Source organism: Roseovarius carneus, assembly GCF_020141465.1.
In the GTDB taxonomy this organism is placed as follows: Bacteria; Pseudomonadota; Alphaproteobacteria; order Rhodobacterales; family Rhodobacteraceae; genus Roseovarius; species Roseovarius carneus.
In genome coordinates, this window is sequence record NZ_JAHSPD010000001.1 from 948144 (window position 1) to 970746 (window position 22603).

20 protein-coding genes are annotated in these 22603 nt (G+C 61.9%); 5 read left to right on the forward strand and 15 right to left on the reverse strand.

Translation table 11 applies throughout. The annotated features are described in order from the left end of the window. Window positions 1-20: 20 nt before the first annotated feature. The 7 genes from addA to regB all read right to left on the reverse strand — a co-directional run bounded on the left by addA (window position 21) and on the right by regB (window position 11507). A complete protein-coding gene (gene addA / locus KUD11_RS04680; protein ID WP_109386165.1) occupies window positions 21-3377 on the reverse strand; it encodes a double-strand break repair helicase AddA in 3357 nt (1118 codons plus the stop codon). After that, window positions 3374-6298, reverse strand: a complete 2925-nt coding sequence (gene addB / locus KUD11_RS04685) for a double-strand break repair protein AddB (protein ID WP_109386163.1) — start codon at window positions 6296-6298, stop codon at window positions 3374-3376. The genes addA and addB overlap by 4 nt, the downstream gene beginning before the upstream one ends. Then, a complete protein-coding gene (locus tag KUD11_RS04690) occupies window positions 6291-6965 on the reverse strand; it encodes a nucleotidyltransferase family protein (protein WP_109386161.1) in 675 nt (224 codons plus the stop codon). Before KUD11_RS04690 ends, addB begins: the two co-directional genes overlap by 8 nt. Next, window positions 6950-7960, reverse strand: coding sequence for an aminoglycoside phosphotransferase family protein (locus tag KUD11_RS04695; RefSeq protein WP_109386159.1), 1011 nt, complete (start codon window positions 7958-7960; stop codon window positions 6950-6952). Before KUD11_RS04695 ends, KUD11_RS04690 begins: the two co-directional genes overlap by 16 nt. Further along, on the reverse strand, window positions 7957-8430 hold the full coding sequence (gene tsaE, locus KUD11_RS04700; RefSeq protein ID WP_109386157.1) for a tRNA (adenosine(37)-N6)-threonylcarbamoyltransferase complex ATPase subunit type 1 TsaE: 474 nt from the start codon (window positions 8428-8430) through the stop codon (window positions 7957-7959). Before tsaE ends, KUD11_RS04695 begins: the two co-directional genes overlap by 4 nt. 48 nt (window positions 8431-8478) lie before the next feature. After that, window positions 8479-10014, reverse strand: a complete 1536-nt coding sequence (locus KUD11_RS04705; RefSeq protein WP_109386155.1) for a PAS-domain containing protein — start codon at window positions 10012-10014, stop codon at window positions 8479-8481. A 104-nt stretch (window positions 10015-10118) separates the two neighbouring features. Continuing rightward, the gene (regB, locus tag KUD11_RS04710) at window positions 10119-11507 is read right to left on the reverse strand and encodes a sensor histidine kinase RegB (RefSeq protein WP_109386153.1); all 1389 of its coding nucleotides are present in this window, start codon (window positions 11505-11507) and stop codon (window positions 10119-10121) included. Window positions 11508-11599: 92 nt separating this feature from the next. On the opposite strand from regB, the gene KUD11_RS04715 reads away from it, so the two are divergent. After that, a complete protein-coding gene (locus KUD11_RS04715) occupies window positions 11600-12226 on the forward strand; it encodes an SCO family protein (RefSeq protein WP_109386151.1) in 627 nt (208 codons plus the stop codon). A gap of 78 nt (window positions 12227-12304) precedes the next feature. Beyond that, complete coding sequence (locus tag KUD11_RS04720; protein ID WP_109386149.1) at window positions 12305-12856, forward strand: ActR/PrrA/RegA family redox response regulator transcription factor; 552 nt, start codon at window positions 12305-12307, stop codon at window positions 12854-12856. Window positions 12857-12953: 97 nt separating this feature from the next. Here the strand turns inward: KUD11_RS04720 and KUD11_RS04725 are convergent, their stop codons facing one another. Continuing rightward, complete coding sequence (locus tag KUD11_RS04725; protein WP_109386147.1) at window positions 12954-13439, reverse strand: GNAT family N-acetyltransferase; 486 nt, start codon at window positions 13437-13439, stop codon at window positions 12954-12956. Further along, window positions 13436-14029 (reverse strand): HD domain-containing protein, encoded by a 594-nt coding sequence (locus KUD11_RS04730; RefSeq protein WP_109386145.1) that lies wholly within the window; start codon window positions 14027-14029, stop codon window positions 13436-13438. Before KUD11_RS04730 ends, KUD11_RS04725 begins: the two co-directional genes overlap by 4 nt. Before the next feature lie 165 nt (window positions 14030-14194). Between KUD11_RS04730 and ahcY the strand changes: the two genes are divergently transcribed. Continuing rightward, on the forward strand, window positions 14195-15583 hold the full coding sequence (ahcY, locus tag KUD11_RS04735) for an adenosylhomocysteinase (RefSeq protein ID WP_109388225.1): 1389 nt from the start codon (window positions 14195-14197) through the stop codon (window positions 15581-15583). Between the two features lie 68 nt (window positions 15584-15651). Here ahcY and KUD11_RS04740 read toward each other — a convergent pair whose 3' ends face one another. Next, complete coding sequence (locus KUD11_RS04740) at window positions 15652-16410, reverse strand: GNAT family N-acetyltransferase (protein ID WP_109386143.1); 759 nt, start codon at window positions 16408-16410, stop codon at window positions 15652-15654. 278 nt (window positions 16411-16688) lie between these two features. Here KUD11_RS04740 and KUD11_RS04745 point away from each other — a divergent pair, with 278 nt between their 5' ends. Next, entirely contained in the window at window positions 16689-17030 is a 342-nt protein-coding gene (locus tag KUD11_RS04745; RefSeq protein WP_109386141.1) for a DUF2853 family protein, read from the forward strand. Window positions 17031-17220: 190 nt separating this feature from the next. Next, a complete protein-coding gene (gene folE2 / locus KUD11_RS04750; RefSeq protein WP_109386139.1) occupies window positions 17221-18321 on the forward strand; it encodes a GTP cyclohydrolase FolE2 in 1101 nt (366 codons plus the stop codon). Window positions 18322-18384: 63 nt separating this feature from the next. On the opposite strand, the gene KUD11_RS04755 is transcribed toward folE2, so the two are convergent. From KUD11_RS04755 to metZ, 5 genes are all read right to left on the reverse strand, one after another. Continuing rightward, entirely contained in the window at window positions 18385-19284 is a 900-nt protein-coding gene (locus tag KUD11_RS04755; RefSeq protein ID WP_109386137.1) for a dihydrodipicolinate synthase family protein, read from the reverse strand. Window positions 19285-19380: 96 nt separating this feature from the next. Continuing rightward, window positions 19381-20355, reverse strand: a complete 975-nt coding sequence (locus KUD11_RS04760) for a D-2-hydroxyacid dehydrogenase (protein WP_109386135.1) — start codon at window positions 20353-20355, stop codon at window positions 19381-19383. Further along, the gene (locus KUD11_RS04765) at window positions 20352-20834 is read right to left on the reverse strand and encodes a hypothetical protein (RefSeq protein ID WP_224380148.1); all 483 of its coding nucleotides are present in this window, start codon (window positions 20832-20834) and stop codon (window positions 20352-20354) included. Before KUD11_RS04765 ends, KUD11_RS04760 begins: the two co-directional genes overlap by 4 nt. A 27-nt stretch (window positions 20835-20861) precedes the next feature. After that, window positions 20862-21287: an MmgE/PrpD family protein gene (locus tag KUD11_RS04770; RefSeq protein ID WP_224380149.1), complete on the reverse strand. Its 426-nt coding sequence runs from the start codon at window positions 21285-21287 to the stop codon at window positions 20862-20864. Between the two features lie 90 nt (window positions 21288-21377). After that, complete coding sequence (gene metZ, locus KUD11_RS04775; protein ID WP_109386133.1) at window positions 21378-22556, reverse strand: O-succinylhomoserine sulfhydrylase; 1179 nt, start codon at window positions 22554-22556, stop codon at window positions 21378-21380. Window positions 22557-22603 lie beyond the last annotated feature (47 nt).

Sequence of the window (22603 nt, forward strand, 5' to 3'; positions counted from 1 at the left end):
AGGTAGGGCGCGCGCGAAGGTCAAGATATCTGGGTGCGGCCAAGAGCATCTGTCACAAGATCGTGTGGCAACACCATCAGATTGGTGGTGCGTGTCCACAGGATCGCCGTTTCGATTCCGTGGCTTGGATAGATCTGTGCCAGCGCTGCGGCATAGGCCCCCATCTGCCGCAAGATCCCCTCAGGGCAGGCTTCGGGTGTGGTAGGCACCTCGGCATTGGTTTTGAAGTCGACGATTCGCACCATTGTGTCGGTGATGACGAGCCGATCAATGATCCCGTGCAGCCGCCCGTGGGGCAGGGGGGCGGTTACCGCCACCTCGGCCAGCGTGCCGGGCGCAAAGAGCTCCGCGAGGTTGGGGGATTTGAGCGCGCGCGTGGCTTCCTCCAGCAGGCCGGGCAGCTCTGCGGCCTCCGCTGCATCAGGGCCGCGCAGAAAAAGGCGCTGGGCGATACTGGACCACTCGGCGTCTGGCGCGGTCGGCAAAACCTCCAGAAGAAGGTGCATTTGCCGCCCACGCCGCTTGGCGCTCTCCTCGTCCAGGCCTGCGTCACCGGGGAGGGCCTTGGCCCCGCCAAGCTCGGAGGGGGTGATCGCCTCGGGCAACGGTGCGGGCAGGGCGGCAGGCTGAGTGAAACAAGCGGCAAGGGGTTGGGGCGGTTCGGGTGCATCTGCGGAAAAACCAGAAACGGTCTCGGCCCAATCGCCATGCTCCAAGCGCAACCCTTCGGCCCCGTCAAAGATCATCGGCATGGCCCCCGCACGTTGCGCGCCCGCCTCAATCTTCTCGAACCAGCCCGCACCACTGCCCTTTTGCGGTTTTACGCAGGCCGCGATCAGCCATGTCTCCGCCCGCGTCATCGCAACGTAAAGAAGCCGATCCTCCTCAGCCGCCTCGCGGGCCTTCTCATCGCTCAGCGAATCTGAAAGTGCGGCAGGCGCTTCTTGTGCGCGGGGCCGCCAAAGCGGTACATCCCCATCGCTCAAAATCTGCCCCCGCCGCTTTTGCACCCGCTCCGCCGTATCGGGCAGGATAACGATAGGTGATTCCAGCCCCTTGGCCCCATGCACGGTCATCACGCGGATCCGGTCGCCGGAGCTGTCCATCTGGCGTTTGATGGTCAGATCGTCGGTCTCCATCCATGTTAGGAACCCCGTCAGGCTATCGACCGAGCGCCGCTCATAGGCCAGCGCCTGCGACAGGAGCGCGTCAATCCCGTCCTCTGCCTCGCCCCCCAGCCGCCCGAGCAGCTTGCGCCGTCCGTCATGGCGCGTGAGAATCCGCTCGATCAGTTCATACGGCCTGAGGAAATCCGCTTGCCCCAACAGGTCACGCAAGACGCGCAGTGTCTCAGGGAATTCCGCCGCACGGTCACGCAGCGCGGGCCAGAGGAATTTCTGCGTCCGGTTATGCGCAAGATCATAGAGCGCGGCCTCGTCCCAACCAAAAAGCGGCGAGCGTAGCGCCGTGCCCAGCGACAGATCATCCTCAGGCGTGGCCAGAAAGCTCAAAAGTGCGGCCAGATCCTTGACTGCCAACTCCCCGGCAACCTTCAGCCGGTCGGCGCCCGCGATGGGCAGATCGGCGGCCTTGCAGGCGCGGATTATCTCATGAAAAATCTCGGATCGGCGCTGCACGAGGATCAGGAAATCTCCGGGCTGCACCGGGCGCATCGCGCCTTTGCCATCGGGGATGGCCTGTGCGCCGATGATCATGGATTGGATATTCGCCGCCACCCGCTCGGCCAAAAGAACGGCGGGATCATTGGGCGCGGTCACGTCCACGGGCGCGTGCCAAGGCGGGTCGTCCTCCACCTCCTCAGGCTCGGCGACGGGCCAGATGTCGACCCGTCCGGGCAGGGCATATTTGAACGCCATGTGGCTCTGATCCGGTGCAAAACCGCTCTCTTCGCGCCCGTCAAACGTGGCATCCACCACGCTCAGGATCGCGGCGGAGGACCGGAAGGAATGCTCCAACTGCTGGCTTTGCAGCGGCGTTCCGGCATTCTCCAGCCGCTCAGAAAAGTCGCGCTGCATCCGGTCAAACTCGCGCGGGTCCGCGCCCTGAAACGAGTAGATCGACTGTTTCTTATCGCCAACGACAAAGATTGTGCGCGGCACGTCCCGTGCGCCTTGCCCACTGGTAAATTCCTGCGCGAGGCGGTCAATCACCTGCCACTGGGTCGGGCTGGTATCCTGCGCCTCGTCCACGAGGATATGGTCGATCCCGCCATCAAGCCGGTAGAGCACCCAAGCGGCCACATCAGAGCGGGTCAGAAGGGCCTTTGCGCGCAGGATCAAATCGTCGAAATCAAGCCAGCCATGCGCCTCTTTCGCAGCCGCGTAAGCAGGCAGAAAGACTTGGGCAAACCGGTGCAGCGCTTTGGTTTGAGTTAGCGCCTTGAGCGCGAGGCGCGTGGGCCGCGCGGCCTCCACCCGCAAGATAAGCGCGTTAAGCGCGTCTTGCATGTCGGTCATTTTTGCACGCGTAGGCTTGCTTGGGAAGGCGTCGATCTTGCCGCAAAACGGCTCTTTTGCGCCCGCACCCGTCAGCAGCACGGTTTCCAAAATGGGCAAAGCGGCCAAGCCGGGGGCTGCGATCTTGGCAAGCCGCTCGCCTGCTTTTTGGTCCTGAACGCCGCCGCCCTTCAAATGGGTACAAAGCCTTGCAATCATTGCCATCTCACCGCCCAGAAACACCTCTTTGAGAAGTTGTGCCTCAGTCATATCTGGCGCCAGCCCCACCGCCCGCGCCAGCCCTGCATCGGTGCGTGGCCGCTCAAAATCTGGCGCGCGGCTGGCGATGTCGCGGGTGAGTTCGTCCAGCGTCTCGCCGGTATAGATCTCGGCCAAATCGTAGAGCACGCCTGCCTCGGGGCCTGCGGCGATCTGCTCAATGATCTCGGCGCGCAGAAGGGTCGATGTTCTCTCCTCCATCTCGACAAATTGGGGGCTCACGCCCGCCTCAAGAGGGAACCGCCTGAGCAGAGCCGCGCAAAACGAGTGGATCGTCTGAATCTTCAGCCCGCCGGGCGCTTCGATCGCGCGGGCAAAAAGCCTGCGCGCAGCACGCAGCGCTTCCGCGTCCAGAGCGGTCTCAATGCCAAGCGCGCGCAACTCATCGCTTAGCGCCGCGTCATTCAGCATCGCCCATGCACCGAGCCGCGCAAAAAGCCGGTTCTGCATCTCGCTTGCCGCTGCCTTGGTGTAAGTCAAGCAAAGGACGTTTTGCGGCTGCACCTGATCCAACAAGAGCCGCGCCACCCGGTCGGTCAGCACCTTTGTTTTGCCCGATCCGGCATTGGCCGACAGCCAAGTGGAGCGGTCCGGGCGGGCGGCATCAATCTGGCGCTGGGTGGCTGTGTCGGGGGCGGTCATAGCGGCAATTTCACAGGTGTATCGGTGATATCCCACTCGCCAAACCGCGACAGACCGTCGTAATCGCTGATATCCTTTTTGGACTTGAGAGCGCGTCTTGCGGTGTATCCGAGCCTGATATCGCGGTACGCAGCGATCAATTCGCGTAGCTCTGCCCAGGTCTGCGCGGGCGGCACATCGTCCAGCGGGGCGGGCATTTCCTTTGGCGTGCTGCCCAGCCCGATATAGAGCGCGCGGGCCACTTTGGCCGGGGCAAGCGCGCCAAAACCGCTCGCCTCGGCAATGGCGGCCTCCAGCAGAAGCTGTTTGTCGAACACCTCCTGCTCCTTCTTGCTGGGTGGGGTGCCGGTTTTGTAGTCAAAAATATGCAGCTGACCGTTGGCATCGAGATCAATCCGGTCCGCATTGGCCACGAGGGTGAATCCCAGATCGGCCATCTCGGCGGCCCCTTTGGCCTCAAACTCAGTTGGGGTGGCAAGGGTACGGCGGGCCTCTTCGGTCTCGATGAACCACTCAGCCACGCGCGCGAGCCGCGCGAGCCACATTGCGCGCGCCTCCGCCCAAGGCACATGGGTCTCCAGCATTACGCGAGCCTTGGCGATCAAGGCCTCTGGGGTGAGTTGGGCTGGATCAGAGACGGATTCGCGGATGAAATCTTCAAGAACCTTGTGCAGAACGATCCCCCTGAGGAGGGCATCAGGCGCCTGCATCAGGGGGTTGAGAGGGCGCAGGCGCAGCGTATGTTTTGCATAGATCGCATAAGGGTCACGGATGAGCCGCTTGATTTCGGTCACGCTCAGCCGGTTTGGTCGCGCCGCAAGGGGCGGGCAGGGCGCGGGGCGCAGGGCGGGCGCTGCCTGTTCAGGGGCCTCCAAGAGCGCGGCCTTCTCCAGCCACGCCTGCCCGCGTGCGCGCATCTGGTCAAGCGCCCGCTTGCCGCCTTGGTCAGGCAGGCCGTCAAGGAGGTTCTGAAGCCTGTTGACCCAGCGCGACACCACCGTTTCCGCCTCATCCGAGCGGATGGAGCGGGTGATCCAGACCTCCCGCGCGCAGGCCGCTTGCTGAAAATCATGCGCCGCGAGGCCGATCCGCCGTTCGGGCAGCAAAAGCCCGGCCCGGTGGCGCAACTCGCGGTTCAACCAGGGATCGGGGCTGGGCGCGGCGGGCCATGTGCCTTCGTTCAATCCCGCGAGGATCAAGAGATCCGCCCCCTGCACTCGCGCCTCCAGCGTGCCCCAGATCAGGATGCCGGGATGCGCATCCTCCGTGCCGCGCGCCTCACCTTTGGCCAGAAGGGCGGCAACGAGTGTCGCGTAATCTGCGGCTGTCATCGTCCCGCCATAGGCGGCCTCTGCGCTCAGACTGTCCATCACGGCGCGTGTTTTGCGGCCTGCATCCTTGGCCCAAAGCTCCGTTGCATCGGGGCTTCCGCTACCTGCCGCAATCGCCTCGGCACGCGTAATATGGGTAATAATCTGCCAAGTTAGAGACTGTTCCGCCTCAATCTCCTGCCCGCAGAACGTGCTACCGATCCAAGCGGCCCAGCCCTCCGCCATGGGGTGCTTTTCTCCAGCGGCCCATGTGATGAGGTCCGCCGCCTCGGGGTATGGTGGCCCATGTCGCCTAAGGTGAAGCTCAAGCGCGCGGGTGAGCAGGAGATGCTCGCCCCGCTCCGCGCCTGTATGGGTCAGTGGGTGTTTCAGCAGCGTCAGCAAATCGGCTGCCGTGAGCCGCGTGCGCCCAAGCTCGGCCACATGGCGCAGGAAACGGCCGGGCGGTGAGAGGTGCAGGGGCGTGCCCGCGCTGTCATCCGGGATGATCCCCCAACGGTCCAGCGCGGCAGAGACCTGCCGGGTCAGGCCGCGATCGGGTGTGATGAGCGCGGCGGTGGTCCCGTCCTCGGCGGCTTGGCGCAGGCGCATCGCGATGGCCACGGCCTCGGCCCGCTGGCTTGGGGCCTCCAGCAGCGTCACGCCCTCCATCGCCAGCTCCAGATCGGGCAGGTTTGGCCCTTCGCTGAGCCATTGGTCGGTGATCGGAGCAGGCCGCAGGGCGAGCGACAGGACGCGTGCGCGGACAGGACTTGGTGCGGGCGTGGAGGTCCATTCAGCCACCTGCGTGATTCCCAGCACGCGGCGCAGCTGAGCAAAGCGATATTGCGGATGATCCTCCGAAAGCATCGCATCGCCGAGAGCGTCCCAGACCCTGTTTGGCATGTTGAAATCATAGCCCGGTAGGATCACGGCCCCTTGGGGCAGCCCCGCCACCGCCTGCATCAAAAGCTGTGTGGCGCCCCGCGACCCGGTGGAGCCTGCGAGGATCACAGGGTGCTCGGGCGGCGCGCTTTTCCATGCTGCAACCCGTTCTTCAATCACGCGGCGCTGCCGGGCCTCATGTCCGGGAGCGTCCTTGGCCGCACTGAAATGTTGCACGATGCCGAGAAAGGCGCGGATGCGCTCCCAATGGCCCGATTGGTCCGAGATATCCAGCCGATCAAGCGCCGCAGGCTCCACCCCCTCGCCCTGCATCTCATCCATCAGGGCCGCAAGGCTATCGGCCAAATCATAGAGGGCCGCGCGCGGCGCAAGGCCCGGCTGGCTGTCCAGAAGGCGCGCGATCAGCTGGATCAGCTCAAGCTGTTGGCGCAGGGCAGGAACAGGGGGCGGGATATGGGCCGCGCCCCATTCAGTGCCCAGATCCGACAGGAGGCGGATGCGGGGCAAAAGGCGCGGCGGGCCTTGGTCAAAGAGCGCCCGTATGCGCCGCGCCATCCGGCGCGTGTTCACGATCAGCTCGACCTTGGCCCATGCCGCAGGTGGCTGGCCCGCAAGATGCGTCTCAAGCCCCGCGATCAGCTCTTTGGGGAAATCCGCACCAGGCGGCAGGCCGAACACACGTGGGGTGGTGCTGGGCTCAAACATGGCGCGCCAGCATGTCTTCGGCCAGCGTGATGCCGCCGGGATGGCCCACATCGCACCACGCGCCGGGATAGGTGCAGCCATGCAACGCACCGCGTTTCAGCAAGATGTCCCACGCGACGTTCATGGAAAAGATGCGCTCTGGGACGCTGTCCAGAACCTCGGGCCGGATAAGCTGCGCACCGGAATAGACGAGGCCCGGCCCACGGCTGAGCCGCCCATCAGTAAGGGTGAAATCCCCGGCACCCGCATGGCCAATCGCCTGCGCGGGCGGCAGGCAGAGCAAAAGCGCATCCATCTGCGGCTCCCACATCTCGGCCAGCAGGGTCAGCGGGTTCGGCCCGGCCCAAACAGCATCGGTGTTGAGGGTAAAGACCGGCCCTGCCCCGAGGCTGGCGCGCGCGGCCTTAAGCCCGCCGCCGGTGTCGAGAATATCGGGCTGCTCTATCAGCACTTCGACGTCCTGCCCCCGAAGGTGGTCCGTAATCTGGTCCGCCTTGTAATGGGCATTCACCACGATTTTGGGCGCTTCGGCATATCGGGCAAGGCTCAGCGCATGATCCAAAAGGGTGCGCCCCGCCACTCCGATCAGTGGCTTTGGCCGGTCTGCCGTCAGCGCGCCCATCCGGGTGCCGAAACCTGCGGCAAAGAGCATCACGGGGTAGGGCATGTGCCGCTCCGCATTGTGATGGTTGTGAGGAATTTGGGCGTTGGTTTGGGCAAGTGTGCTACAATCAACGGCCGCAATTCGGCTAATGCTGGATGGCCCAGATCACGCTGAAGCAAGGCCCAGACGCGGGGGATGAGACCCGCGTAATGCGCCTTGCCATCGCGTAGGCAGAGGCGGGCAAAAACGCCGATGATGCGCAGGTTTCGCTGAGCGCCCAGCACGTGGTAGGCAACATCGAAACACGCGGGATCAAGCCCGGTTAACGACAGGTAATGCGCGATCATCGCGGTCTCAGTCTTGGGGGGCACATCGCGGCGGGCATCCTGAAGCAGCGAGACGAGGTCATAGGCCCTGTGCCCGGCCATCGCGTCCTGAAAATCCAGCAGACCCACGCGCGCGACGCCTGTGCGCTCCGGCAGCCAGAGCAGGTTTTCCGCGTGATAGTCTCGCTGGATCAAGACATCAGCGTCAGCGGCATGGCTCTCCAGCAAGCCCTGCATCACATCCCGCGCCGCGTGGCGCTCATCGCTTTGGGGCGTGCCTGCATACCAATCAAAGGCGAGGGCGGCGAGGTCGGCCATCATCGCGGGACTGTAGTTTGGCAAAGCGTCCGGCGGAGGTGCGTCATGCAGATGGGCGAGGGCGGCGACAGCGGCGGTGTAGAGCGTATGCTCATGCTCGGGCGCGCGCGCCAGAACGCGGGCGTAAAGGTCATCGCCCAAATCTTCGAGAAGCAAGAAGCCCTGCGCCCTGTCCTGCGCTAAAATGCGCGGCGCGCTGAGGCCGAGGCTTTCCAGATGCTCCGCGATGGTGATGAACGGCACGACATCCTCGCCACGCTCGGGCGGAGCGTCCATCAAAACGGCGCTTTGCCCGCCCATATGGAGCCGCAGATACCGCCTGTTTGACGCATCCCCGGCCAGAGGGGCCCACTCCGCTGCGGCCCAGTCGGTTTGCGCCACAAAGGCACGTGCCAATTCCATCCGGTCGGTCATGTGAGAAGCCCTTTCAGCGCGGTATCCCATTTGGGATCGGACCAGTGCAGGCTAGCCTCCCGCGTGTTTTCATCTCTACCTTGAGTGAGACGCATCCAGAGCGCCGTCTCCGGCGCGAGATCCCCCAGCCTGTCGGGCCATTCCACAAGGCAAACTTCCGTCTCGAATGCATCAATGAGGCCTAGCTCGAACACTTCAGAAGGCCCTGTCAGGCGGTAAAGATCGGCGTGCCAAATCTCAAAGCCTGTGCCGGGATAAGTCTGCACCAACGTGTAGGTGGGCGACGGCACGTCCTCGGGTGCGGCCAGTAGGCTCTGGATCAGGCAGCGGGAAAAATGGGTCTTGCCTGCGCCGATATCACCCTCCAGCGCGATCACGTCACCCGGCCCAAGCCGCGCCCCGAGCGCGCGCGCAAACGCGCATGTGGCTTCGGGGCTGGCAAGGATATGGGTGCGGCGCGTGATCATCATGGGCGCGAGGTTACACGCGCCACCGCCGCCTGCAACCACCCATCGCCGCTAGATTGCCGGTGCGGGTGCCGGTGCGGGTGTCTGGGCCGGTCTATGGCTCAAAAGGATCAACATACGAGCGCCACCGGGCAGCACCTCGACCCGTGCATTAATACTGTGGCAGGGTGACGTTTCAACGGTCTGGTGCAGGGGGGTATCAAGCGTGCGTTGGCGTAATGCCGCCTCGATGCTGGCCCAGAGCGCGGGCACTTCAAAGCGTTCCCGGCACACACTGATCAGATCGGCCACGGACATATCGGCAAAGCTGCTATCGGGGTCGATCCCCAAAAATGCGGTAGTAGCGCTGTTGCAGAACGCCAGCATGTTGTTGGGGCCGATGACCATGACCGCCTCGGGCAGGGTGTCGAGCGCGGATTGGCGCAGGTCGAGCTGCGCGCGGTAGCGCTGGGCGAGCATCACTTCGGCGGAGATATCCTCAAAAAGAAATGCGACTGCCCCATCGGGATGCGGCCTGCCCGTGACGCGGTAGGTCACATCATTGGGCAGGGTCCATGTCTCCTGATAGAGTCCCCCTTCGGCGGCATCGATCACCTCGTTGATCTGCGCGCGCCACGACGCATAGCTGCGCGGCTCGGGCATGACATTGCGATTGCGCAGGTTGTCGAAGAAACTCATCAGGTCCGGCTGTCCGCTCAAAAAATCCACGGGGAGCGATGTCAGATCCATCAGGGCGGGATTAAACAGCGCCAACTGCCGTTTGCGATCGAACACTGCAAGGCCGATGGTGAGATAGGCGAATGTCTTGGTCAGGGTCTGGACGAAATGCTTCTGCACCGATTCGGCGCGCACGATCTTGGTCACATCCGTCGCATGGTGCAGCACGACCTGCGCGCGCGCGGTGGAGTGGATATCATACCATGTCTGGTGTGTGCTGCCCTCATGGGGGACGGCGATGCGTGTGGCTTTCGTCTCGCCCGCGGGTGGGATGGCGACATGCCCCTTGAGGAAAGCCGTGTTAAACAGGCGGGCGCAGGCGCTGTTTGTCCAAAGAACCGCGCCGTCAGTGGAGGTTTTCCAAATCGGGTTGGGGGCTGCGTCAAACGCCTCGATCAAATCGCTGAGTTCGGCTTGGGCGCAGAGCGTGCCATGCCGCTCATCAGGGTGATCATGGGGCGGGTCGGTCAGTGTGATGCGAGTGGCGCGTCCCGAGCGCGCGAGGATGATTTCGCCGACGTCATTATCTGCATCATCTGCGCGCGCGGGGATCACCAGACCCGTATCGTCCTCCAGATCGTCGAGCCGCAAGGGCAAACCCTGAAACCGGGGCTCAAGCCATGTTTTGAGATCAAACCATTCAAGTGCGGCGTCACTCACGCTTGCGCCGATGGGTAGGGTGCGTGCGCTGTGATCGAACAAAAGCTCGTCCTGAAAGAGATATACGCAGCCTTCGTCGAGCATTTTTGGCACGGTTTGTGGCGCGCGCGCCTTGGGCAACATCACCCCAAGCATCCAGAGCATTGTGAAGGACACCGCCAACGCCAAAAACGCCAGTGCGGCCCAGAGCAAAACAGCCGAAGCGGCCATGCGCGATCCTTCCCATTATCCTGTCCCACCGTGCAGGGTGGTCAATAATGGTTAATGCCGCGTTAATGAGGCGTTAATTCGGTGCAGAACTGTCTCTGCGGCGGTCAGGCCTTGAAAGGCTGGTTCAGGCCCAGCCCAATCTCGCTGTCGCCCGCATCAAGTGCGCTGCGCGGCCAGACCACCTCGACAAACGCGCCGGTGCGTGGCGACAGGGCCTCATCCGCACGAAACGAGTCTGCTCCGTTGGCAAAGCTGAGATCGGCCCCGGACCGCTCCAGCAATGTCTTGGCGATGAACAGGCCAAGCCCCATGCCCTCATATTCTGGGCGCTGTGGATCGCCCCCCTTGCCGCGCCGCCGCATCAGCGGATCACCGATGCGCCCCAGCAAATGGGGTGGGTATCCGCGCCCGTTATCCATGATCCGCAGAGTCACGGTCGTGTCTGTCCAGCTGCTCTCGATCCAGACCGTATCGCGCGCAAAATCCACGCCATTCTGGATCAGGTTGCGCAGGCCATGGATCACCTCGGGGCGGCGCAGGATATTGGGCTGATCGAAGATTGATCCACCCCCTACGCCGTGATCGAAATGCACCGCCTTGCCGCGGGCCCTGTGGGGCTCTGCGGCCTCCTCAACCACTGCCGTGAGAGGTGCGCTGCGCAAGTGGATATCGTCCTTCCCGGTCCGCCCCATGGAGCGCAGGATATCGCGGCAGCGGTCTGCCTGTTCGCGGATTAGCAGAGCATCCTCACGCAGATCGCTGCCCTCCTCCAGCTCATCGGCAAGCTCGGAACTGGCCAGTTTGATCGTGGCCAAAGGTGTGCCCAGCTCATGCGCCGCCGCCGCCACGACACCGCCCAGATCGGTCAACTTTTGCTCACGGGCTAGCGCCATCTGCGTGGCCTGAAGCGCATCGGACATCGCGCGAATTTCAGACACGACCCAGCGGGAATAGACCCCCAGAAACACAATTGCGATGGTGATCGCCACCCAATTGCCGAAAAGGAAAATATCCGGCATTTCCAGAATAAATCCTTGATCCGTCCTGAGCGGGAGATGGAACTCCACCAGTGCCGACACAATCACAATCGCCGTCAGACCCAAAAGCACCGTGGAGCGCGGGGAAAGCGCCGAAGCCGAGACAATGACCGGGCCCACGATCAAAAGCGAAAACGGATTGTGCAGCCCGCCCGTGAGATAGAGCATCAGCCCTAGCTGAAGCATGTCGAAGAAGACCACGAGGAGGTTTTCTGTCTCGCTCAGCCGCTTGTTTTGAGGAAACACAAACGTGGCGACAAGATTGCTCACCACAGACACGCCGATGACCAGATAGAGAAGCTCCATCTCAAGGCTCAAGTTATAATACCGCTCTGCGATGATCATTGCGGCGATTTGTCCGAAGACGGCCCACCACCGCAAAAGGATCAGTGTTCGCAGCCTGATCCACGTCCCGCCATGGCGCGGAGTGATGCGAACGGATGAATTATTTGTCATCTGCGTGGTTTCGTCTCGTTGTTGTTGCGCTGTCATGACATAAACCTGACAGAGAAATTATACATTGCCCAGCCGCAGGGAGACCCATCGACATGACCCGCACATTTGCCATCGCCGCAACCGTCGCTGTGAGCGCCCTTTTGGGGGCAAGCTATTACCTGACCATGGGCAAAAGCGGCGGAGAGTTTGCGCAATGTAAGCAAGGCAGCATCGCGGGTGGAGCCAGTTCCATCGGTGGGCCCTTCACCCTCGTGAACGGGGCGGGCGACACGGTAACAAGCGAGCAGGTGCTTACCAAACCGTCGCTGATCTATTTCGGCTATACATTCTGCCCCGATGTCTGCCCGCTGGATGTGGCGCGCAATGCGGTGGCGGTTGAAATCCTTGAGGAAGAGGGGCTTGACGTGCAGCCCGTCTTTATCTCCATCGACCCTGAGCGCGACACCCCGGAAGTGGTTGCAGATTTCGTGGCGGCCCAGCACCCCAATATGGTAGGTCTCACCGGATCGCCCGAGCAGGTCAAAATGGCAAGCCAAGCCTATCGCACATTCTACTCCAAACAGCCCGCCGCACCCGGCGAGGAAGACTATTACCTCGTGGATCACACGACGTTCACCTACCTCACCCTGCCGGAGCGTGGATTTGTGGAATTCTTCCGCCGTGACCTGGGACCAGAGGCGATGGCAGAACAGGTCGCATGTTTCGTAAACGCCAGTTGAGGCCGCACCGGGCAGTTTGACGCAGGGGGTGCTGCGGGCTACACCCTAATATAATCAACCAGAAAACAAGGCGGCCTAATGAGCGATACAGGTTACAATATTGGTCCGGATAAATCGCTGCTTTTGGTGGATGATGATGAGCCGTTTCTGCGCCGTCTGGCCAAGGCCATGGAAAAACGCGGCTTTGACGTGGAGACCGCCGGATCGGTTGCGGGCGGCAAGGCGATCGCTACGGCGCGGCCCCCCGCCTATGCGGTCTGTGATCTGAGGCTTGAGGATGGCAATGGGCTGGACGTGGTCGAGGTGATCCGCGAGAAGCGGCCCGATAGCCGGGTTGTTGTGCTGACGGGGTATGGTGCGATTGCGACGGCTGTGGCGGCTGTGAAGATCGGGGCCACAGATTATCTTTCAAAACCGGCGGATGCGACGGATATCATCAACGCGCTTTTGGCGACGGGTGATGAGCTTCCCCCGCCGCCAGAAAATCCAATGAGTGCGGATCGCGTGCGTTGGGAGCATATCCAGCGGGTCTATGAGCTGTGTGACCGCAATGTGAGCGAGACGGCGCGGCGGCTGAACATGCATCGGCGGACGTTGCAGCGCATCCTCGCAAAACGCTCTCCGCGCTAGAGAAACAGCGCTTACCCGCCCTTGCGGGCGTCCTCGCACTGGCCTCCGGCGGGGGTATTTGGGCCAAGAAAAAGCCCAAGAAAAAACCAGTGGCCCATCAGATATCGTAGCGTTTGAGGATCTTGTCCACGGTGAGACCGGAAGCAAGGGTCATCCCATCTATGCGGCCATAATCCCTGAACCCGCGTGATTGGTAATAGATCAACCCGCCCTCATTATCGGCGCGGATATTGGCGTTGATCCAGACATAGCCCATCGCCTTGGCGGCCCGCGCTGTGGCAGTAAAAAGAGCAGACCCGATGCCAAGCCCTGTGCGGCCCATCTGCACGAAAGTGGCGATATCGCAGGCCTCGGGTGGGAGGGTCTTGAGCGGCTCAATAAACTGAAACCCGACGAGATGTCCGGCTGTGTCACGCGCGATATGCCATGCCGATTGGGCGGGGGCGAATGCCATCATTTCGGTCATATCGGCGGCGGTCAAGGATTTGGTATGGGCCGTGGTACCGCCCTCTTTGATGATCGCGTTGAGCAGGTTTGCCATCGGGCCTGCATCCAGCGCGTTTGGCTTTTCGACCGTGATCATGACATGGCCGCCAGCAATTCGGCGGTGCGTGCCGTGTAATCTGCGCGGGCTTGCATGGGCGGGCGCAGGCGCAGCGACAGGCCCTCCATCAGCGTGGGATCGGGGCATCCGAAGAATTTGTCGGCTTCCGCACGCTCGAACCCGGCGATCTGGGTGGCTTCCATCCATGCGCTGACCTTGTCGGCCTTCTTGATTTGTTTTTTGATCGCCAGGGGGATCGCAGCAGGCAGGCCGAAGCGAATATGGATCGCGGCGGTCAAGCGGCGGTCAAGTTCGTCATAATCTGGCCCCACGGCGGCTTTCACCGGCGAGATCATATCGCCGATCACGTATTCAGGCGCGTCATGCAGGAGGGCGGCGAGACGCCATTTGGGCGGGGCTTTGGGTGCGATACGTGCGAAGATCTGCTCCACCAGCAGCGAATGTTCGGCCACGGAATAGGCGAAATCGCCCAGTGTCTGCCCGTTCCAGCGCGCGACGAAAGCGAGGCCATGCGCGATGTCCTCGATTTCGATATCGACCGGAGTCGGGTCCAGCAGGTCAAGCCTGCGGCCCGAGAGCATCTTTTGCCATGCGCGGGGTTTGGGCATGTGCGGGTCTCCTTGGTTTCCCCCAAGGGGTAGCGGATTGAAGCATGTGCGCCAAGCCGTGCTGCGCATCCGCCACGCTGGGGCGTTTGGGTCAAGTAAACATTGCCGCTTTTGGCCTCGGGTGCTATCTGCCGCTCAAACCAAATTTTCAAGGAGCCGCGCCTGATGGCCAACGACTATATTGTAAAAGACATAAGCTTGGCGGCCTATGGCCGTAAAGAGCTGGATATCGCCGAAACCGAGATGCCGGGCCTGATGGCGCTGCGCGAGGAATTTGGTGCCGAACAGCCCCTCAAAGGCGCGCGGATCGTGGGCAGCTTGCACATGACCATCCAGACGGCGGTTCTCATCGAGACGCTCAATGCGCTGGGCGCGGATGTGCGCTGGGCCTCGTGCAACATCTTCTCCACGCAGGACCACGCGGCGGCGGCGATTGCCGAAGGTGGCACGCCCGTCTTCGCGATCAAGGGCCAGACGCTGGAAGAGCATTGGGACTATCTCGACAAATCGTTCATGTTTGCTGAGGGTGCGAACATGATCCTCGACGACGGGGGCGATGCCACGCTTTATGTCCTTCTGGGCGCGCGCGCCGAGGCGGGCGAAGAGATCATCCCGGTGCCGCAATCCGAAGAGGAAGAGGCGATCAAGAAACAGATCGCCAAGCGCATGAAAGCGAGCCCCGGCTGGTTCACCAAGACGCGCGATGCGATCCAAGGCGTCTCCGAGGAGACCACGACCGGTGTGCACCGCCTTTACGAGCTGCACAAGAATGGCCAACTGCCCTTCCCTGCGATCAACGTGAACGACAGCGTCACCAAATCGAAATTCGACAATAAATATGGCTGCAAAGAGAGCCTTGTGGACGGTATCCGCCGCGCGACCGACACGATGATGGCCGGGAAGGTTGCCGTTGTGATGGGGTACGGCGATGTGGGCAAAGGCTCTGCTGCGTCATTGCAGGGCGCGGGCGCGCGCGTGAAAGTGACCGAAGTAGATCCGATCTGTGCGCTTCAGGCCGCAATGGACGGATTCGAGGTTGTTCTGCTGGAGGATGTCGTGTCGTCCGCCGATATCTTCATCACCACCACCGGCAACAAGGACGTGATCCGCATCGAGCATATGCGCGAGATGAAGGACATGGCCATCGTCGGCAATATCGGCCATTTCGATAACGAGATTCAGGTGGCCAGCCTCAAGAACCACAAATGGACCAACATCAAAGAGCAAGTGGACATGATCGAGATGCCCAACGGGCACCGCCTGATCCTGCTCTCCGAGGGCCGCTTGCTGAACCTTGGCAACGCCACGGGCCACCCGTCTTTCGTGATGTCTGCGTCCTTCACCAATCAGGTTCTGGCGCAGATGGAACTGTGGCAGAAGGGCGACGACTATAAGCCCGGTGTCTACATCCTGCCCAAGCATCTCGATGAGAAGGTTGCGCGCCTGCATCTGGACCGGATTGGCGTGAAGCTGACCAAGATGGACCCCGAGCAAGCCGCCTATATCGGCGTGAACCCTGAGGGCCCCTACAAGCCTGAGCATTACCGCTACTAAAGCGCGACCGCACAAAAAACGCCGGGCTGTCAAAGGCCCGGCGTTTTGCGTTTCAGGCCAGTGGACGCTTAGCCGCGCCGGACGCGATAGATTGTCCAGGCGGCGTCTTTGGGGTCTTGGCCCTCGGCCTCATATCCGGCCTTCAAAAGTGCCCTCTCGGAGGCCGTATTGCCCGCACGGACGCGCGCGATGATTGAGGTCAGCCCGCCATGTTCGGCAAAGCAGCGCGCGGTGAAAAGTGTCACGATATCCGTGCCGATGCCTTTGCCCCAAAAGCCGCGGCCCAGCCAATAGCTGATCTCGGCCGCGCCCGGATCAGTGTCATCCACATCATAAAGAAGCCGCACCTGCCCGACGATGGAGGTGTTGCGTATGATGGCAAACACCCGGTGGTGGTTCGATGCGTTGGAAAGCTCAATAAGCGCCTCGGCCATATCGGCGCTGAGCGGATCAGGATAGACCTCGGGCAGATGCGCCCACACGTCCGCATCGTCAAGCAGCGCCATATAGGTTTGCAAATCAGATGGTTCCCACGCGCGCAATTGGTATTGCGGGTGAAGCGCGTTGACCTGAGGGGCGCGGGCAATCTGGCTGCGGACGGGGCGCGCAGGTGCGGCGTGCTGCATATCACTCTCAATGTCATCCTCGCACAGCGCCGACACCCAGCCTGTTTGCACGGGATCATAAGCAAGAGGGATATTGTGGCTGCGACACACAGCCAGCTCCGCATCGCTGAGGATGCCGCTGCTGCGCGGGCGCGCGAGATCAAGCTGAGCACCGCAGGGCATCTCAAGCAGAGTTTCTTTCGACGTGTCGAGCCTTTTCATCACGTGTCCCCCCGGACTGTTGAGCCGCGCTTTTGATTATAGTTTCCGCGCTTAACTTGGGCAGATGGGAAACCCCGCGTGGATTTTCAATGATGCCAAAGTCTCTTTGCTTCAAAACCTGGCAAAAAACCGCAAATTACCTTGCCTAAGGCCCAAAAACCCCCCGATTTAGGCGTTCTGATGTGCGTTTGCGATTTTTCCCTGTTGTGACACTTGCAATAGAGGTTACTTTGTTGATGGGTCCAAAGGGGGCCGTGTTTGGTAATTGGGAGAGAACTATGGGCAAACGTGATGACCTGATCGCGCAATACGCAGACGATCTGAAAAACAAATGCGGGATGACGCCCGATATGGACCTTCTCACCAAGGTCACAATCGGCTGCGGTCCCGCGATCTACAACGCGGATGCCTCGACTGTCGCCGGCTCGCAGCCGTCCGAGCTTGAGACGGTGAAGGAGAACTTCCTCATGAAGAAGCTGGGTCTGCCGGATGGTCCGAACCTGATGGAAGCGATCAACGCTGTTCTGGAGACCTATGGCCGCTCCGAGCGCAACAAATATCGCGCCGTCGTCTATTACATGCTGACCAAACATTTCGGCAAGGAAGCGGTCTTCGGTTGATTCAGGCGGAAAAAACGTGACGCGCCCGTCTCACAAAAGGCGGGCGTTTTGCATTTTGGCCCTTGGCTCTGGACAAGCGCATAGAATGATCCATGTATCACCGCCATGCGTAACTTGATGCAACTTGTGGAAAAATTTGGGCTTGGCCTCAGTTTGAGCGCCAAGCACACTCGTCTGAAGGACCGGGCCTATGAACCATCACAACATGGATTTGCACAAAATGCCTGATCGTGATGATGCGCAAAGCGCGCTGGATGTTCTGCGCCGCTGGGCCGCGGATGCAAGTCCTGAAGAAGTGGCCGATCTGGAGCCTGCGATTGCGCGGCTCATTCCGGGCGGTGCCGTCTCGAATTATCCCAGCCTGTCGCGTAAATACCCAGATGAGTTTGAGGCTGACGCGGCCTATCGCGCCACCATGCCCGACCTGCAAAACGGTCCGACCTCGCTCATCCGTGGCTCCAAGCAGCAATTGCAGCATGTGGGGATCTCGAATTTCCGCCTACCCATCCGCTTTCATACGCGCGACGGATCTGACCTGACGCTTGAGACCTCGGTGACAGGCACGGTCAGCCTTGAGGCCGAGAAGAAGGGCATCAACATGTCCCGAATCATGCGCAGCTTTTACAAACACGCCGAGAAAACCTTCAGCTTTGAGGTGATCGAGGCAGCGCTTGATGATTACATCAGCGATCTCGACACGGTTGATGCGCGGATTCAGATGCGGTTCTCCTACCCGGCCAAGGTGAAATCCCTGCGCTCGGGGCTGGAGGGATACCAGTATTACGACATCGCACTGGAGCTGGTTGAGACGGATGGCGTGCGGCGCAAGTTCATGCATCTCGATTACGTCTATTCCTCGACCTGCCCCTGCTCACTGGAACTGAGCGAGCATGCCCGCCAGACGCGCGGACAACTGGCAACGCCGCATTCGCAACGCTCGGTCGCGCGGATCTCGGTGGAGGTAACTGAGGGCGAGGTCTTGTGGTTCGAGGACCTGATCGAGCATGCCCGCGCCGCCGTGCCCACAGAGACCCAAGTAATGGTCAAGCGCGAGGACGAGCAGGCCTTTGCCGAGTTGAACGCGGCCAACCCGATCTTTGTCGAGGACGCAGCACGGCTCTTTTGCGAGCGTTTGTTGTCAGACGCGCGGATCGGAGATTTCCGCGTGATCGCCAGCCATCAAGAGAGCCTGCACAGCCATGATGCGGTCAGTATTCTTGTGGAGGGTGACACGTTCTCCGCGCAGAGCATTGATCCCAAGCTCTTTGGCACACTGATCCATGTCGGTTGATCAAAGCAGTTCGCGAAAACCCGGATCACAGATTTTCGCGAACTGCCCAGACAGGTCAGCGCCTTAGGCTTCCAGTATCGTCTCGGCCAGTGGCCCGGCCATGTCAAGCGTGGCGGGCAAAAGTGGTGGGCGCAGGTTAAGCCAGCGCGCATCGCCGGTCTGGTGCGCTTTCAGCGCCTTGAGGCCGGGGATAAGCCCGCCGCCCTGCACCGCCGCGCGGTGTGCGTCGATCTGCGGCAATAGCGCTTCGGCCCCCGCGATGTCGCCCGCACGGGCGAGGTCATACATCGCCCGGATACCCATCACGTTGGAATTGCAGCTGGCCGAGATGCACCCGCCGCCACCCAGAGCCATTGCGCGCAACATCATGCTCTCGGACCCCGGAAAGACCGAAATGCCGGGGGCCGCGCGGATCACGGCCTCGGTATTGTCCCAGTCACCCGAGCTGTCCTTGTAGGCCGCGACGACCTCGGGAAACGCCTCATTGAGGCGCGCGGCGAGCGCTGGAGATATGCCGATTCCGGTATTTTGTGGAATGTTATAGAGGCAGATCTTCAGCGTATCGCTGCCTACGCGCTCAATCAGCGTGCTGAAATAGCGATACATCCCCTCATCAGGCGCTGCGACGAAGAAAAATGGCGGCAAGGTCATCACTGCGGCGCAGCCAAGCTCGACCGCATGACGCGATAATTGCACCGTCTCAGACAGATTGCAGAGCCCCGTGCCCGGCATAAGCTGATCGGGGCGCGCGGTGCCGGTTGAGATCAAAAGCTCAGCCATCCGCATCCGCTCGGCCACGGAATGGCTGGTTGCTTCGCTGGTTGTCCCAAAGGGCGAAAGGTAATGCGCACCACCTGCCAGACAGGCCGAAGCGTGATCGAGGTAAAGGTCCTCCGCGATACTGAAATCATCGTTATAGGGTGTGAGAAGGGGGGTCATCACCCCGGTGAAACGGTCCTGCATGGCGGCTCCTTAAAGGCGGTCTGTTTGGCTCTGCTACATTTGGTAAAGCGGTCTGCGTGTCATGATGTATTTACAGGGCGCATGTCGCGCAACGCGTTAATACCCCCGGTCGGGGCTGACAATGTTGTTCAATGTCTCGCCCGCCTGCCAGCGGGCCAGATTGGCGATGAAAAGCTCGAAGGATTGCATCGCCCATTCGGTATAGACCGCCGAGCAATGCGGCGAGACGATCACGTTGGAGAGGGTCCACATGGGGCTGTCATGCGGCAATGGCTCCACCTCAAACACATCAAGTGCGGCCCCTGCGATCTGTCCCGCCACCATGGCGGCCGCGCAGGCCGGCCCGTCTACCACCCCCCCGCGCGAGATATCGACGAGGATCGCGCTTGGTTTCATGGCGGTGAAGGCGGCGGCATCGACCATACCGCGCGTGGATGGCACAAGCGGCGTGGCGATGACCACGAAATCCGCGCGGCCCCAAAGCGCGGGGAGCGCGTCAGGGGCGTGCACCTCATCCACGTGATCCATCTGGCAAGGCCGTGCGCGCGTGCCGATCACGGTACAGCCGAATGCCTTTGCGCGCTGGGCCACAGCGTGCCCGTTCTGGCCCAGCCCCACGATCAGCATGGTCTTGCCCTGCATCGGCACCATCCTGCGCTGTGGCTCCCAATGGCGCGCGCCCTGATCCGCCTGAAGCCCCGGCACGTCCAGCGTGAAATGCAGGATCATCCCCATTGTGTATTCCGCCATCATCCCGGCAGCCACGCCGGCGGAATTGCAAACAGTCACAGCGCCCGTATCCCAAGGCACCAGATGATCCACACCCGCCCCACCCACAGTGATCCATTCCGGCCCATCTGCACCCAGAAACGCATCACGCGGGAACCCTTGCCGCCCCTTGAACGCAACGGAATAGGCCACGTCTGGGCGGAACTTGGCCATCACATCCGAAAGACCCTCATAGCTTTCATGGGTTGCGATGTCGGCCTCCGGCACAGATGCGGCCAGACGTGTGGCGAGTGTGTCCGTCTCGCTGTTGTGGATAAGAATACGGGGGGCGGTGCGGCTCATGAGGCCTCCGAGGCTGCAAAAAGATGGGCCATGAGATCGGTGAAACGCGCCTCGGGGTCAAGCAGCCCGTCGCGCATGGCCCAGATCGCTTGGCGGCGTGCGGGTGCGAGGCAGCCCGCCATGGCGTAAAACTTGGCCTCCACTTCCGCGTCATCCATCCACGCCTCTGGCCCGCCGCGCGCATGCACATCGCCCGAGTGGAGAATGCGCCCATGCACCAAGAGGACCGCCATCGCGAACGCGAGGCCATACTGCGCCTCAGACGTGGTGCGCGGCACGCCCATCCCAGATCTGTCATGCAGCATGGTTGGGTTGTCGATCTCGCGCATCATCTGGCTGCGCGGTCCGTGATATTCGGCAATGCCCAGCGCATGGCGCAGCACACCGGCGTCCGCCCCGCGCAAACGACACGCCAGAGCGGCTACGCCCAGCCCGTTCCACGCACCCGACGTGTGATAATCCGCTACGCTGGCATGCATGGCGATCCCGGCGCGGGCCGCAAGCTCTTAGGACATGGCAAGCGCCGTCAGCGCCTCGCGCCCGCTCATCTCCCGGTGCTTTGCCAGCGCAATGAGCGCGGACACCACGGCGCAGCCAATATGGCCCTTCGTGGGGTTATACCCGTCATGCCCGTCAAGATTGTCGATCTGGCTCGCCACGGCCCAGATCGCGCCGGGCATCGACGCGCGCCTGCCGTCAAAGAGCATGGTTGCCGCTGCACCGCCCGGCCCTGGCATGTGGTAATCGACGGCGAATTGTCGCGTGATCCGCCCCGCCTGCATCCCCGCCGCTCCCGCCGCCACGCCCAACGTGTCGATCAGCAGCGTCGCACAGTGGCGCAGCGCCGCCTCGGGCACCTCAAGATGACCAAGCCCGAAGGCGGCGATACGCTCGAATTGTGCATCATTCGGCGTGTGACTGGGTGTGATCATGGCGTGGCCCTCCGGTGTGTCTCCACCCTCAGGCAGCGCCCGACACCATGCCGCGCGATTTGCGACATAGGCCGTCGCATATGGCTCCCGCTAGACTGCCTCCAGCGCCTGCATCACATCCGCGATCAGGTCGCTTGTGTCTTCGATCCCCACGGAAAACCGCACCAGACCCTGCCCGATGCCAAGTGCTTCGCGCTGTTCAGCGCTGAGCCTTTGGTGAGTTGTCGTGGCGGGGTGGGTGATGATGGATTTCGCATCCCCCAGATTGTTGGAGATAAGCACGATTTGCAGCGCGTTGAGAAAGCGAAACGCCTCGGCCTGCCCCCCCAGATCAAGTGCTATCACCGTGCCGCCTGCGCCCATCAGGCGCTGTGCCTGCGCGTATTGCGGATGGCTTGGGTGGCCGGGATAGGCGACGCGGCCCAGCTTTGCATGACCCTGAAGCGCCTCAGTCAGAGCCAGCGCCGAGGCGGTCTGCGCGCGCACGCGTAGCTCCATCGTCTCCAACCCTTTGAGCATGACCCAAGCGGTGAAAGGCGACATTGAGCCGCCCGTGTGCTTCATATAAGGCTCGACCGTTTTGCGAATGAACTCCGTGCTGCCGAGGATGATCCCGCCCAGCGTGCGGCCCTGCCCGTCGATATGTTTGGTGGCGGAATAAACCACCACATCGGCGCCCTGCTCAAGCGCGCGGGAGTAAACCGGCGTGGCGAAGACATTGTCGATCACCACAAGCGCGCCCACGGCATGGGCAAGTGCGGCCACGGCGGGGATATCCACGACCTCCAAAGTGGGGTTGGCGATAGTCTCAAAAAACACGCATTTTGTACCGGGACGGATCGCCCTGCACCACGCGTCCAGATCGGTGCCATCGACGAAAGTCACGTCGACGCCAAAGCGGGTCAGAATCTCCTCCAGCACATAAAGACACGAGCCAAAGAGAGCCTTGGCCGCGACCACATGATCGCCCGCGCGCAACATGGACGTGAGCGCGCCCGACACGGCCGCCATGCCAGACGCGGTGGCAAACCCGTCCTCGGCCCCTTCCAGCATCGCCAAGCGCCGCTCGAACATTGCCACGGTGGGATTGCCGTAGCGGGCATAGATGAACTCATCCGGCCCCGCCTCGATAAACCGGGCCTCGGCGGCCTCGGCGCTGTCATAGACGAACCCTTGGGTGAGAAAGATCGCCTCGCTCACCTCGCCCCAGCCGCTGCGGGCCGTGCCGCCATGCACCGCTTTGGTGCGTTTGTTCCATGTCTCGCTCATCACATCCTCCGGGGCGCGCAACCCACAAAAAAACCCCCGTCGCGGTC

Bases quoted from the DNA above. Each gene is read 5' to 3' on its own strand.
- addA (WP_109386165.1), bottom strand. From the start codon at position 3,377: ATGACCGCCCCCGACACAGCCACCCAGCGCCAGATTGATGCCGCCCGC.
- addB (WP_109386163.1), bottom strand. From the start codon at position 6,298: ATGTTTGAGCCCAGCACCACCCCACGTGTGTTCGGCCTGCCGCCTGGT.
- KUD11_RS04690 (WP_109386161.1), bottom strand. From the start codon at position 6,965: ATGCCCTACCCCGTGATGCTCTTTGCCGCAGGTTTCGGCACCCGGATG.
- KUD11_RS04695 (WP_109386159.1), bottom strand. From the start codon at position 7,960: ATGACCGACCGGATGGAATTGGCACGTGCCTTTGTGGCGCAAACCGAC.
- tsaE (WP_109386157.1), bottom strand. From the start codon at position 8,430: ATGATGATCACGCGCCGCACCCATATCCTTGCCAGCCCCGAAGCCACA.
- KUD11_RS04705 (WP_109386155.1), bottom strand. From the start codon at position 10,014: ATGGCCGCTTCGGCTGTTTTGCTCTGGGCCGCACTGGCGTTTTTGGCG.
- regB (WP_109386153.1), bottom strand. From the start codon at position 11,507: ATGACAAATAATTCATCCGTTCGCATCACTCCGCGCCATGGCGGGACG.
- KUD11_RS04715 (WP_109386151.1), top strand. From the start codon at position 11,600: ATGACCCGCACATTTGCCATCGCCGCAACCGTCGCTGTGAGCGCCCTT.
- KUD11_RS04720 (WP_109386149.1), top strand. From the start codon at position 12,305: ATGAGCGATACAGGTTACAATATTGGTCCGGATAAATCGCTGCTTTTG.
- KUD11_RS04725 (WP_109386147.1), bottom strand. From the start codon at position 13,439: ATGATCACGGTCGAAAAGCCAAACGCGCTGGATGCAGGCCCGATGGCA.
- KUD11_RS04730 (WP_109386145.1), bottom strand. From the start codon at position 14,029: ATGCCCAAACCCCGCGCATGGCAAAAGATGCTCTCGGGCCGCAGGCTT.
- ahcY (WP_109388225.1), top strand. From the start codon at position 14,195: ATGGCCAACGACTATATTGTAAAAGACATAAGCTTGGCGGCCTATGGC.
- KUD11_RS04740 (WP_109386143.1), bottom strand. From the start codon at position 16,410: ATGAAAAGGCTCGACACGTCGAAAGAAACTCTGCTTGAGATGCCCTGC.
- KUD11_RS04745 (WP_109386141.1), top strand. From the start codon at position 16,689: ATGGGCAAACGTGATGACCTGATCGCGCAATACGCAGACGATCTGAAA.
- folE2 (WP_109386139.1), top strand. From the start codon at position 17,221: ATGAACCATCACAACATGGATTTGCACAAAATGCCTGATCGTGATGAT.
- KUD11_RS04755 (WP_109386137.1), bottom strand. From the start codon at position 19,284: ATGCAGGACCGTTTCACCGGGGTGATGACCCCCCTTCTCACACCCTAT.
- KUD11_RS04760 (WP_109386135.1), bottom strand. From the start codon at position 20,355: ATGAGCCGCACCGCCCCCCGTATTCTTATCCACAACAGCGAGACGGAC.
- KUD11_RS04765 (WP_224380148.1), bottom strand. From the start codon at position 20,834: ATGCATGCCAGCGTAGCGGATTATCACACGTCGGGTGCGTGGAACGGG.
- KUD11_RS04770 (WP_224380149.1), bottom strand. From the start codon at position 21,287: ATGATCACACCCAGTCACACGCCGAATGATGCACAATTCGAGCGTATC.
- metZ (WP_109386133.1), bottom strand. From the start codon at position 22,556: ATGAGCGAGACATGGAACAAACGCACCAAAGCGGTGCATGGCGGCACG.